General features: G+C 69.4%; 15 protein-coding genes. 8 read left to right on the forward strand and 7 right to left on the reverse strand.

Features of this window, described 5'->3' with window-relative positions:
- A partial coding sequence (locus tag E1218_RS31980; protein ID WP_132326779.1) for an ArsR/SmtB family transcription factor occupies window positions 1–264 on the reverse strand: 264 nt, incomplete at its 3' end.
- A 115-nt stretch (window positions 265–379) separates the two neighbouring features.
- Between E1218_RS31980 and E1218_RS31985 the strand changes: the two genes are divergently transcribed.
- Window positions 380–1,615 carry a sodium:proton exchanger gene (locus E1218_RS31985; RefSeq protein WP_132326780.1) on the forward strand — a complete coding sequence of 412 codons (1,236 nt, stop codon included), beginning with the start codon at window positions 380–382 and terminating at the stop codon, window positions 1,613–1,615.
- A gap of 1 nt (window position 1,616) precedes the next feature.
- Here E1218_RS31985 and E1218_RS31990 read toward each other — a convergent pair whose 3' ends face one another.
- From E1218_RS31990 to E1218_RS32005, 4 genes are all read right to left on the reverse strand, one after another.
- Window positions 1,617–1,913: a WhiB family transcriptional regulator gene (locus E1218_RS31990; RefSeq protein WP_132326781.1), complete on the reverse strand. Its 297-nt coding sequence runs from the start codon at window positions 1,911–1,913 to the stop codon at window positions 1,617–1,619.
- 119 nt (window positions 1,914–2,032) lie between these two features.
- A complete protein-coding gene (locus E1218_RS31995; RefSeq protein WP_132326782.1) occupies window positions 2,033–2,536 on the reverse strand; it encodes a GNAT family N-acetyltransferase in 504 nt (167 codons plus the stop codon).
- On the reverse strand, window positions 2,537–3,505 hold the full coding sequence (locus tag E1218_RS32000; RefSeq protein WP_132326783.1) for a zinc-binding dehydrogenase: 969 nt from the start codon (window positions 3,503–3,505) through the stop codon (window positions 2,537–2,539).
- A 45-nt stretch (window positions 3,506–3,550) separates the two neighbouring features.
- Window positions 3,551–3,781: a MerR family transcriptional regulator gene (locus E1218_RS32005; RefSeq protein WP_132326784.1), complete on the reverse strand. Its 231-nt coding sequence runs from the start codon at window positions 3,779–3,781 to the stop codon at window positions 3,551–3,553.
- Window positions 3,782–3,866: 85 nt separating this feature from the next.
- On the opposite strand from E1218_RS32005, the gene E1218_RS32010 reads away from it, so the two are divergent.
- Window positions 3,867–5,180, forward strand: coding sequence for a hypothetical protein (locus E1218_RS32010; protein WP_132326785.1), 1,314 nt, complete (start codon window positions 3,867–3,869; stop codon window positions 5,178–5,180).
- Here the strand turns inward: E1218_RS32010 and E1218_RS32015 are convergent, their stop codons facing one another.
- Window positions 5,181–6,401, reverse strand: coding sequence for an NAD(P)-dependent malic enzyme (locus tag E1218_RS32015; RefSeq protein WP_132326786.1), 1,221 nt, complete (start codon window positions 6,399–6,401; stop codon window positions 5,181–5,183).
- A 313-nt stretch (window positions 6,402–6,714) separates the two neighbouring features.
- Here E1218_RS32015 and E1218_RS32020 point away from each other — a divergent pair, with 313 nt between their 5' ends.
- The 5 genes from E1218_RS32020 (at window position 6,715) to E1218_RS32040 (ending at window position 10,455) form a co-directional block, all read left to right on the forward strand.
- Window positions 6,715–7,569 (forward strand): transporter substrate-binding domain-containing protein, encoded by an 855-nt coding sequence (locus E1218_RS32020; RefSeq protein ID WP_132326787.1) that lies wholly within the window; start codon window positions 6,715–6,717, stop codon window positions 7,567–7,569.
- On the forward strand, window positions 7,566–8,393 hold the full coding sequence (locus E1218_RS32025) for an amino acid ABC transporter permease (protein ID WP_132326788.1): 828 nt from the start codon (window positions 7,566–7,568) through the stop codon (window positions 8,391–8,393). Before E1218_RS32020 ends, E1218_RS32025 begins: the two co-directional genes overlap by 4 nt.
- On the forward strand, window positions 8,393–9,148 hold the full coding sequence (locus tag E1218_RS32030) for an amino acid ABC transporter ATP-binding protein (protein ID WP_132326789.1): 756 nt from the start codon (window positions 8,393–8,395) through the stop codon (window positions 9,146–9,148). The genes E1218_RS32025 and E1218_RS32030 overlap by 1 nt, the downstream gene beginning before the upstream one ends.
- A 123-nt stretch (window positions 9,149–9,271) precedes the next feature.
- A complete protein-coding gene (locus E1218_RS32035) occupies window positions 9,272–9,664 on the forward strand; it encodes an ATP-binding protein (protein ID WP_132326790.1) in 393 nt (130 codons plus the stop codon).
- Window positions 9,661–10,455, forward strand: coding sequence for an RNA polymerase sigma factor SigF (locus tag E1218_RS32040; protein ID WP_132326791.1), 795 nt, complete (start codon window positions 9,661–9,663; stop codon window positions 10,453–10,455). Before E1218_RS32035 ends, E1218_RS32040 begins: the two co-directional genes overlap by 4 nt.
- 1 nt (window position 10,456) lies before the next feature.
- Here E1218_RS32040 and E1218_RS32045 read toward each other — a convergent pair whose 3' ends face one another.
- Complete coding sequence (locus tag E1218_RS32045) at window positions 10,457–10,867, reverse strand: hypothetical protein (protein ID WP_132326792.1); 411 nt, start codon at window positions 10,865–10,867, stop codon at window positions 10,457–10,459.
- Window positions 10,868–11,318: 451 nt separating this feature from the next.
- Here E1218_RS32045 and E1218_RS32050 point away from each other — a divergent pair, with 451 nt between their 5' ends.
- The gene (locus E1218_RS32050; RefSeq protein WP_012922773.1) at window positions 11,319–11,570 is read left to right on the forward strand and encodes a WhiB family transcriptional regulator; all 252 of its coding nucleotides are present in this window, start codon (window positions 11,319–11,321) and stop codon (window positions 11,568–11,570) included.
- The last annotated feature ends 32 nt before the right edge of the window (window positions 11,571–11,602 follow it).

Raw genomic sequence — 11,602 nt, forward strand, 5'->3', positions numbered from 1 at the left:
GAGCACGTGCGGGTCGTCGACGGTGTAGATGTGCCGCCGGCCCTCGCGCCGGGCGGTGATGATGCCGGCCAGCCTGAGCTTGCCCAGGTGCTGGCTGGCGGTGGCGATGCTGACGCCCGCGCGCTCCGCGAGCGTGCCGACGTCGTACTCGCCCTGGGCCGCCAGTGAGACCAGGTGCAGCCGCACCGGGGCGGACAGCATCGCGAAGGTGCCGGCGGCGGATTCCAGCTGGGCCTTCGTCGGTTCGGGGATCGGAGTCGTCATCGCGCAGTCATTGTGACGGCTGGACCGCTCAGGCGGGAGCACGGCAGGCCGTGGTGGCGACGGTCTCATACTTTCGCAATTGCGAAAGTATTAAAACGATGGCACGCTTGGAGGCATGGCCCGAGCACTCCGTCCCGTGCTGTTGCTGCTCGCGGTGGCGATCCCCGCGGTCGCCCTGCGGGTCACCGGCACACACCCGCCGGCGCTCGCGTCGATCCTGGTCTTCGGTGCGGCCGTGGTGGCCGCGTCGTTCGTGCTGGCCTGGGCGGCCGAGGCCGCCGAGGTCGACATCTCCGGCGGCCTGGCGATCGCCCTGCTCGCGGTGATCGCGGTCCTGCCGGAGTACGCGGTGGACCTGTACTTCGCGCACACCGCCGGCAGCAACCCCGAGTACGTGCAGTACGCCGCCGCCAACATGACCGGCTCGAACCGGCTGCTCCTCGGCCTCGGCTGGTCCAGCGTCGTCCTGGTCAGCTTGTACGTCGCCTCGCGGCGCAGCGGGCGGACGGTCAGGGCGCTCGTCCTCGACGCGGGCTACCGCCGCGAGCTGGGGTTCCTCGCGGTCGCCGCCGTGGTCGCCTTCGTGATTCCGGTGACCGGCCAGATCCACCTGGTCCTCGGGATCCTGCTGCTCGCGTTCTTCGCCTACTACCTGTACCGCGCGGCCGCCTCGGAGCACGACGACGAGCCGGACCTGATCGGCCCGGCCGCGACCATCGGCGGACTGCCGACGGCCCGGCGGCGGATCACCGTGATCGGGATGTTCGTGGTCTCGGGCGGCCTGATCCTCGCGGCTGCGGAGCCGTTTGCGGACTCGCTGGTCGAGGGCGGTCACGCGCTCGGCATCGACCAGTTCCTGCTGGTGCAGTGGCTGGCGCCGCTGGCCTCGGAGGCGCCGGAGTTCATCGTGGCGCTGCTGTTCGCCTGGCGCGGCAAGGGCGCGGCCGCCCTGGGCCTGCTGATCTCGGCCAAGGTGAACCAGTGGACGCTGCTGATCGGCAGCCTGCCGGTCGCCTACCTGCTCGGCGGCGGCGAGCCCGCGCTGCACCTGGACGCGCGGCAGGTCGAGGAGTTCCTGCTGACCGCGACACAGACGCTGCTGGGTCTCGCCGTCCTGCTGAGTCTCCGCTTCCCGCGCTGGGCGGCCTGGACGTTGCTGGGTCTGTTCGCGATCCAGTTCGCCGTACCGGGTCAGACCGGGCGGTACGTGCTGTGCGGGATCTACCTGGCCCTCGCGGTCGTCGCGATGGTCCGCAATCGGCAGCACCTGCAGGCGACGATCACGTCCCCGTTCCGGCGGACGGTGAAGCTCGCCGACGCGAAGCGCGCCGACGAGCTCGTCGGGGTCTGACTCAGCTCGCCTGCTGTTCCTCGGCGACGACGCTGCGGCGCCGCTCCTGCGGTCCCGGGCGGCCGCGGCGACGGCCGTACAGGAACTTCTCGCCGGCCGCGGTGCCGGTGAACTTCGTCCGGCGGGCCCAGTCACGGCACTCCTCGATCACCGGGCAGGACGTCAGGCAGACGGCCTGGGCCCTGCGCTGCTCCCACTGGCTGGCGGTCTCGTCGTACGCCGGTGCCTGGCCGACGCACGCGGCCTTCGTCATCCAGCGGTCGGCGGGGTCGGCGATCACCGTCAAGGTCGGCCTCATGGGCACTCCTGGTCGCTCGTCGATCGGGCGGATCGAACCCGCGGGGGTTTCCCGCGGCAGGACCAGCCTGATCCAGGCTGATTGCCCCGGTGCGACGCGCGTGTTTCAGCCGTGCAACGTTACGACCGGACCATCCGGATCTCCATCAGGCCGAAGAACGGGTCGTGCTTGCGCGCACCGTCCGGGACGAACCCGTGGCGGCGGTAGAACGCCAGCGCCCGCCGGTTGTCCTCGAACACCCACAGGCAGGCCGGATCTTTGCCGACGGCAACCTCCAGCAGCCGGCCGCCGAGGCCGGTCCCCCACCACCCCTGCCGGGTGTAGATGGCCTCCAGTTCGAGGGTCACCGGCGCGTCCTCGTCGCATCCCGGTCCGGCGGCCGAGAAGCCGACCACCCGCTCCTCGACGGCGGCCACGGGCTCCGGGTTCAGCGCGATCCAGCGCCGCCGGCCCTCCTTCGCGCCCGTCGTCCAGCGCTCGGTCCGGCGCTCGATGTCGCTGGTCCGCTCGAGCAACTGATCGGCCGGGACCAGGTCGGCGTACGCCTCGCGCCAGCAGAGCAGGTGGCACCAGGCCGCCGCCTCGGCGTCCTCGACCGTGGCCGGGCGGATCTCGGGGAGCATTCAGACAGTAAAGACGATCTTGCCGAACACGTCGCCCTCGTTCATCTTCGCGAAGCCCTTGCGGGCGTCGGTCAGCGGCAGCACGGAGTCGACGTGCGGCGAGATGCCGGCGTTCGCCATGAACTGCACGAGTTCCGCCAGTTCCGACCGGGTGCCCATGGTCGAACCCTGCACCCGCAACTGGAGGAAGAAGATCCGGTTCAGCTCGGCCGACTTCGGCGCCTGGCCGCTGGTCGCGCCGGAGATCACCACCGTGCCACCCTGCTTCAGCGACTTCAGCGAGTGCGACCAGGTCGCCTGGCCGACGGTCTCCATCACCGCGTCCACCCGCTCCGGCAGCCGCGCCCCGGACCCGAACACGTCGTGGGCGCCGATCTCCAGCGCCTTGGCCCGTTTCGCGTCGTCCCGGCTGGTCGCCCAGACCCGGATGCCGGCGGCCCGCGCCAGTGTGATCAGCGCGGTCGCCACGCCCCCGCCGGCGCCCTGCACCAGCACGGTGTCGCCCGGCTTGAGCCCCGACTGCGTGAACAGCATCCGGTACGCCGTCAGCCACGCGGTCGGCAGGCACGCGGCCTGCTCGAAGGACAGCCCGGCAGGCTTCGGTACGACGTTGCGCGCCGGGACGGCGACCTTCTCCGCCAGCGTGCCCTGGTACCGCTCGCTCAGCAGCGAACGCTTCGGGTCGAGGGTCTCGTCACCCTTCCACGCCGGGTCGGAGATCACCGCGTGCACGACGACCTCGTTGCCGTCCGGGTCGATCCCGGCCGCGTCGCAGCCGAGGATCATCGGCAGGCTCTGCTCGGCCAGGCCGACACCCTTCAGCGACCACAGGTCGTGGTGGTTGAGCGCGGTCGCCCGGACGTCGATCGTCACCCAGCCCTCGGGCACCGTCGGATCGGGACGCTCCCCCACCTCCAGTGCGGCGATCGGGTCGTCGGCGTCGAACTTGGCGGCGTAGGCAGCAAGCATGCGCACCACCCTAGGGGGTGGTCCACACGGAGTCAGTTACCGATTTCACCATCGGCGTCGACAGTACGCCGTCCAGCAGTTGGCGCGACTCCTCCAGCGCCCGGCCGCCGGCAGCGTCCGGATCCGCCCGACCAGGTCGACGTCGCTCTCGGCGTACTCCCGGTACCCGCTCGGCAGCCGCTCCGGTCTCAGCAGTCCCCGGTCCTCGTAGTACCGCAGCAGCCGCTCACTGACTCCGGTCCGGCCACCATCTCCCGCATCCGCACGCGTCGTCACCTCATCCAAACTCTGACAGCAGTGTCGGGTTCAGCGGATAGCATGCCGGTGATAACGGACCCGACCGGAATTTCGAGGAGGACCGATGGTGCGTGCCCTGATGGTTGCCGCCCTGCTCGTCGGGCAACCCGCGCCGGCCCAGGCCGCCGAGGTCACCGGCGCCTACCTGCAGATCACTGCCGACGGCGTCGCCACCGGTCGTGGGTTCGAGGGCGCGGCGCACGCCCACGCCGCCCTCGCGGCCATGTACGACGTGACCGGCGATCCGCAGCAGCGCCGGACCGCCGATGAACTGCTCGACTACCTGCTCCGGCGCAAACCGGGCCACATGAGCACGGACCTCGCGCTGCAGGTGCTGCGCAGCCCTTACCTGCAAGGCGATCAGCGGTTGCGCACGAACCTCGAGACCTACCTGACCATGGTTCTCGACCTGTACGCCGAGCGGCCCGATACCGTGCTGCGCTCCGGCGACATCCGGACCCTGACCGGGCGGGCGGAGCTGCTGGTCAACTACGCCGAGCACCTCGAACGGCGATCCGGCGACCCCGCCCGGATCCAGTCCGCCGACACCGCCGCCCGAGCCATGCTGGACCGGGTCGCGGCATTGCAGTACACCCGCCAGGAAGCGGTCGCCTCGTTCCGCAACGACCGCTACGCCGGCGCCTTCCCGCACTTCGTCGCCGGTGACGACGGCACCATGGGCAACTGGGACGTCGAGCACTGGGCGCCTTCGATGCTGTCCCTCGACCAGTACGCCGCGGTCCGCGCCCTCGCGACCGGCTACGGCCGGTTCCACGTTGCCGCCTACAACGATGCCGCAGCGTCCGGAACCCGGCATCTGCTCGGCACGACGCGGATCGACCCCGAGCTGATCTACGCCGGCGCACCGGCCGGGTTCCCGCTCGACGGCGCGACGTACGAGATCGGTGAGGAGACCGGCGAGCATCCGTACCTGATCACCTACGGCTGGTCGCCGAACGCGATCGCCCAATTGGGGACGGCGTTGACGGCGGTCCGGGACCACCGCGTCAAAGTGCCGCACTCGGCCGCCTGGCTGGCGTCGTACTGGCGAGGCACTCCCCCGCGCAGCGTGCTCGCGCCCGGACTGTTCTGGCGCGGGCTGGACGCGAAGGTCACGTACACGCACCGGTTCATCGAGGCGACCCAGCTCGCGGTCGCCGCCGACTTCCCGTGGCTCGACCTGGACCGCACCACCTTCCCCGGGACCGGAGAGGACCCCGTCCGCCGCGGCGGCTGGTACGACGGCTCCGGCCGGGGCGCGATGTCCGCGGTCTACTCCCGGCTGGCGATGACCGGGTACGTCGAGTCCGGCGGCCGTGACCTCGCCATGCTGACCCGGTCCGGTCAGTGGTGGGAGCGCATGGTCGTCCGCGCCTGATCAGGCGCGGGCGACCCCGTCGGCCTCGGCCGCGGCGGCGACCGCGCTTGCCACCGCCGGGGCGACGCGGGCGTCGAACGGCGACGGGATGATGTAGTCGGGCCGCAGGTCCTCCGCGGAGACGAGGCCGGCCAGCGCGTCGGCGGCGGCGAGCTTCATCCCCTCGGTGATTCGGGACGCGTTCGCGTCGAAGGCGCCGCGGAAGATGCCCGGGAACGCGAGCACGTTGTTGATCTGGTTCGGGAAGTCCGAACGCCCGGTCGCGACCACGGCGGCGTGCCGGTGGGCGATGTCCGGGTGCACCTCCGGGTTCGGGTTCGCCAGCGCGAAGATCATCGAGCCGTCGGCCATCCGGGAGATCGCCTCCTCCGGCACCGTGCCGCCGGACACCCCGAGGAACACGTCCGCGCCGTCGAGCGCGTCCACCAGCAGGCCGGACAGCCCGCCGGTGTTGGTGTCGCGGGCCAGCGACAACTTCACCGGGTTCAGGTCGGCGCGGTCCTCGTGCAGCACACCCTTGCTGTCGACGACGGCCAGGTCGCCGACGCCGGCCTGCAACAGGATCCGGGCACACGCGACCCCGGCCGCACCGGCCCCGGAGATCACCACCCGGATGTCCTCGATCGACTTCCCGGTGACCCGCAGCGCGTTCCGCAGCGCCGCCAGGACGACGACCGCCGTACCGTGCTGGTCGTCGTGGAAGACCGGGATGTCCAGCCGCTCCTTCAGCCGGCGCTCGATCTCGAAGCAACGCGGGGCCGAGATGTCCTCGAGGTTGATCCCGCCGAACGTCGGCGCCAGCCGGGCGACGGTCTCGACGAACTCGTCCACGTCGGTGCAGTCGAGGGCGATCGGCACCGAGTCGACACCGCCGAACTCCTTGAACAGCAGGGCTTTGCCCTCCATCACCGGCAGCGATGCCGCCGGGCCGATGTCGCCGAGTCCCAGAACTGCGGTGCCGTCGGTGACCACCGCGACCACGTTGGACTTCCAGGTGTAGCGCCGGACCAGCGCCGGGTCCTCGGCGATCGCCGTACAGACGCGGGCGACGCCCGGGGTGTAGGCCTTGGACAGGTCGGCGGCGTCGTTCACGGGCACCGACGAGGTGACCTCGATCTTGCCGCCGCGGTGCAGCTCGAAGACCGGATCACCGGCGTACCGGTCGGACTCGGGGACGCCGGACGGCGCGGCGGAAACGGACGGGTGGGGCTGGGCGACCATGCGGGGACCCTTCGGAGAGCAGCGAGCAGGCGGTCGATTACAGTGAGTGGGCGGTTCGGTCAATGGGTGCGTCGAACAACGCCGTGGCCAGGGGGTCACCCGTCGCATCGAGTAAACCACACACCGCACTGGTCTGCTGTGTGCGGGTTCACACCCAGGCCCGAAGGGATGCGGTGGAGCGGCAACAGGGTGACGATGAGGTCTCAGCCGCAGTCGGTAGCCGACACGCGCGTGGTTGCTGTGTCAGGATGCGGCATCCGGACCGGTACCGACCGGTTCGGAGTACAAGTTCCAGTGTCGAGGAGTATCAGCGATGAACATCGTCTCCACCCTCCGCAAGAGTCGCGCCCGCACCGTTGTCGCCGCGGCCGCCGTGCTCGCGCTCTCGCTCTCAGCCTGCGGCAGTGACGAATCGGGCTCGGGCAGCAGCGGTGGAACCGAGGACAAGGCCGCCGCGGCCGGTATCACCCTGGTGAAGTCCGGCAAGCTGATGGTCTGCACCCATTTGCCGTACAAGCCGTTCCAGTACAAGGACGGCGCTGACGTGGTCGGCTTCGACGTGGACCTCCTCGACCTGCTCGCCAAGGATCTCGGCCTGGAGCAGGAAGTCGTCAACATCGAGTGGGCACAGGTCACCTCCGGTGCCGCCTTCAAGGCGAAGAAGTGCGACATGGGCATGGGCGCGATGACGATCACGCCGGAGCGCCAGGCCGCGATCAGCATCACCGACCCGTACATGGACGCCACCCAGGTGCTGATGGTCAAGAAGGACTCCGGCATCAAGAGCCTGGCGGACCTCCGGGGCAAGAAGATCGGCGCCCAGGCGGACACCACCGGCAAGAAGTACGCCGACGACAACGCCAAGGCGAACGGCTACACGGTGATCCCGTTCAACGACCTGGCGATCCAGACCAACAACGTGAAGTCCGGCCGGGTCGATGCCGCGATCAACGACAACGGGGTGCTCTACGACTTCGTCAAGGCGAACCCGGACATGGCGATCGTGACCGAGTTCAACACCGGTGAGCAGTACGGCTTCGCCGCCCTCAAGGACGGCAGCGGGCCGAAGTTGGTGGAGAAGTTCAACGAGGTGCTCGCCAAGGCCGAGTCGGACGGCCAGTACAACGAAATCTACAAGAAGTGGTTCGGGGTTGAGCCGAAGAAGTGAGTGCGCCCACCAACACCGACACCGTTGAGCGGAAGGGGCTGAGCCCGCGGCAGCGGGCCCAGCGCTCCCGCTGGATCCAGTACGCGGTTCTGGTCCTGCTGGTGCTGCTCGCCGCGTTCACCGCGGACTGGGGCCAGATCGTCAGCGTCTTCTTCGAGCCCGAGTTCATCAGGTCGGCGTTCCAGGACGGGCTGCTCAACGCTCTGGTGAAGACGATCGAGTACACCGCCGGCGCCTTCGTCATCGGCCTGGTCGGCGGCACGGTCCTGGCGCTGATGCGGCTGAGCAGTGTCGGACCGTACCGCTGGATCGCGACCGCCTACATCGAGTTCTTCCGGGGCCTGCCGGCGATCGTGGTCTTCATCGCGTTCAGCCTGCTGCCGCTGGCCTTCGAGGGCCTGACCATTCCCTGGGACCCGTACGGCGTCGTCTGGCTGGCACTCGGGATCGTCGCCTCGGCGTACATGGCCGAGGTCATCCGGGCCGGCATTCAGGCCGTGCCGAAGGGTCAGGTGGAGGCGGCCCGATCGCTCGGCATGCCGGCCGGTCTGGCCACCCGCAAGATCGTGCTGCCGCAGGCGTTCCGGATCGTGCTGCCGCCGTTGACCAACGACCTGATCCTGCTGGTCAAGGACTCCTCGCTGGTGTTCATCATCGGCGTCAGCGCGGACGGCTACGAGCTGACCGGGTTCGGCCGCGACCTGGCGAACACCTACTCCAACCTGACACCGCTGGTCACCGCGGGCTTCTGCTACCTGATCATCACCCTGCCGCTGGGCGTACTGGTCCGGCGGCTCGAGGCGAAGGCTGCGAGGGCGCGCTGATGGCTCTGGTCGAGATCAAGAACCTGCACAAGTCCTTCGGCAGCAACCATGTCCTGCGCGGCATCGACTTCACCGTCGAGCAGGGCGAGGTGGTCTGCGTCATCGGTCCGTCCGGTTCAGGCAAGTCGACCCTGCTGCGCTGCGTCAACCTGCTCGAGCAGCCGCAGGAGGGCCAGGTGTTCGTCCGCGGTGAGGACATCACCGACCCGGACTGTCACCTGGACGCCGCCCGGCAGCAGATCGGGATGGTTTTCCAGCAGTTCAACCTGTTCCCGCATCTGTCCGCGCTGGCCAACTGCACGGTCGCCCAGACCACCGTGCTGAAGCGCAAGCCGGCCGAGGCGGACCGGATCGCCCGGGCCAACCTGGAACGGGTCGGCCTGACCGAGAAGGTGACGGCGTTCCCGGCCCAGCTGTCCGGCGGCCAGCAGCAGCGGGTGGCGATCGCCCGGGCGCTGTCGATGGATCCGGCGCTGATGCTGTTCGACGAGCCGACGTCGGCCCTCGACCCGGAGCTCGTCGGCGAGGTGCTGACGGTCATGCGCAAGCTGGCGCTGGACGGGATGACGATGCTCGTGGTCACCCACGAGATGGCGTTCGCCCGCGAGGTGGCCGACCGGGTCGTGTTCATGGACGGCGGTGTGATCGTCGAGCAGGGTCCGCCGGCCGAGGTGATCGGCAACCCGTCGCACGAGCGGACCCGCACGTTCCTGCGCCGGGTACTCGACCCGACCCACGTCGAGCCGGCCAGCTGAGGTTCGCACCGCGAAGGCCCGTCCTGTCCACCAGGCCGGGCCTTCGCCGTGCATTGCGGCCTGCGAGAGTGGAAGATGTACCGCGTGGTGGGGCCATCACCCGCCGGACACGAGGGAGGCAGTGTGGGCAGCACCGGACGATCCGCGGAGGTCCGTCTGAGCATTCCGGCGGACAGTGCGTACATCGCGGTACCGCGGTCGGTGGTCGGCAACCTGGCGGCCCGCAACGACTTCACCGTGGACGCGATCGACGACCTGCGGATCGCCGTCGACGAGGCCTGCGCGCTGCTGCTCCCGCAGGCCTCGGACGGCGTGCTGGACTGCGTGTTCGAGATCGACCCGCCGCAGCTGACGGTGCGCACGAGTGCCGTCGTACCGAACGGCTGGCGGCCGGACACGTCGTCGTTCGGCTGGACCGTGCTGACCGCACTGGTCGAGTCCGCGGCGGCCGAGACGATCGACGGCCGGCTCACCATCACCGTGACGGCAACCGCCACCGCCGCGGAGAACGCGTGAGCGAGGAACCGACTCTGGGCGAGCCCCAGGAAATCCCCGACCTGCGGACCCGGACGGCGGAGCTGTTCCGGGCGATGGCGGCCGGCGGCGCGGGAGACCCGGCCCGCACGCTGGCCCGGGACGGCCTGGTCGCGCTGCACATGCCGCTGGTCGAGCACCTGGCCCGCCGGTTCCGCAACCGCGGCGAGCCGTACGACGACCTCGTCCAGGTGGCCACCATCGGTCTGATCAAGGCGATCGACCGTTTCGACTCCGACCGCGGGGTCGAGTTCTCGACGTACGCGACCCCGACGATCCTGGGCGAGATCAAGCGCTACTTCCGGGACAAGGGCTGGGCGATCCGGGTGCCACGGCGGCTGCAGGAGCTGCGGTTGTCGCTGACCGCGGCGACCGCTGAGCTCACCCAGGAGCTGGGCCGCGCGCCGACGGTCGCCGAGCTGTCGGACCGGCTCGGCCTGTCCCCGGACCTGGTGATCGAGGGCCTGGAGTCCGCGAACGCCTACAACACGCTGTCGCTGGACGCCCCGGACCAGAACGAGGCGGACGCCACCACGGTCCTGGACGGCCTCGGAGGCGAGGACGAGGCGCTGGAGAGCGTGGAGTACCGCGAGTCCCTGAAACCGCTCCTGGCCCAGCTGGACACCCGGGAGAAGCGGATCCTGACGCTGCGGTTCTTCCGCGGGATGACGCAGTCCCAGATCGCCGAGGAGATCGGCATCTCGCAGATGCACGTCTCCCGCCTGCTGGCCCGCACGCTCACCGAACTGCGCGCCGGCCTGCTGAAGGAGTAGGTCAGAGAACCGGACGATCCTTGGCCGGGTCGTCCGCGAGCGCCTCGGTGGACGCCTTCTGGAAGATGCCGACCAGGACGCCGACTGCCGCGAGCGCCAGCGCGACCGCGACCGCGCGGGTGGAACCGCCCCAGAAGCTGTAGGCGACCAGGAGCTGGATCAGCTGCGCGAACACGGCCGGTCCCCGGCTCCAGGTGGACGCGCGCCGGAGTCCGCGGGCGACGATCAGCAGGCCTCCGCCGTACAGGACGAAGAAGGCGGTGGTGGTCAGCCCGAGGACGAGCCGGGAGCTCTGGATTGTCAACGCTTCGGCAATTCCGAGAACGACCAGCACGACCCCTTCCGCAGCCACCACACCGGCGGCTAGCTTGAGCGGTCTCGGTACGGCGGCGGATGGGGAGTCGGTCGGCACTTCGCCAGCTTAGTGCTCCATGCCGTTGCCGTCTTTCGGGCGCAAGGGACGACCACCCGCTCTTCCTGCGAGCCCTGTCCGCAGGAACCCCAGCCCCACAAGGATCTGAGGTTGTGCGTAACCAAAAGGCCGCCGGATCGGTTACTTGCAGTGAACAGGTGATCGCACAGACGACACTCCGTTCGGTTACCGGACGGGGGACTCCGCTGCGCACCGGTTCGTAGTGTTAAGGAAGTGTTGTGATCTGATCGACAACTCCAGAACCCTTGTTTCACTCAGCTGAGATTGGGAACATGGACTCGTTCGTGAAAACGTTCACAACACGTTCCTGAATCGAACACCTCGCACCCTGGACCCCCCGGTGCGAGCTGAATCACGAGAGTAAAGCCTCGCTGGCTGGGAACAGACCAGATTCAGCGTACGACCACTACTGAGAGAGATGGGATCCGCCATGGATTGGCGCCACCGGGCCGTTTGCCTCGATGAGGACCCGGAATTGTTCTTCCCCATCGGCAACACCGGGCCCGCGATCATGCAGATCGAGGAGGCCAAGCAGGTGTGCCGTCGTTGCGACGTGCGTGAGCAGTGCCTCGCCTGGGCGCTGGAAGCCGGTCAGGACCATGGAGTCTGGGGAGGCCTCAGCGAGGACGAGCGCCGGGCGCTCAAGCGGCGTAATGCCCGCGCCCGCATCCGCACCGCCTGAGCAAGAATCTTCGAGGCCCCGCGGATCATCCG

This window comes from Kribbella turkmenica (assembly GCF_004348725.1).
In the GTDB taxonomy this organism is placed as follows: Bacteria; Actinomycetota; Actinomycetes; order Propionibacteriales; family Kribbellaceae; genus Kribbella; species Kribbella turkmenica.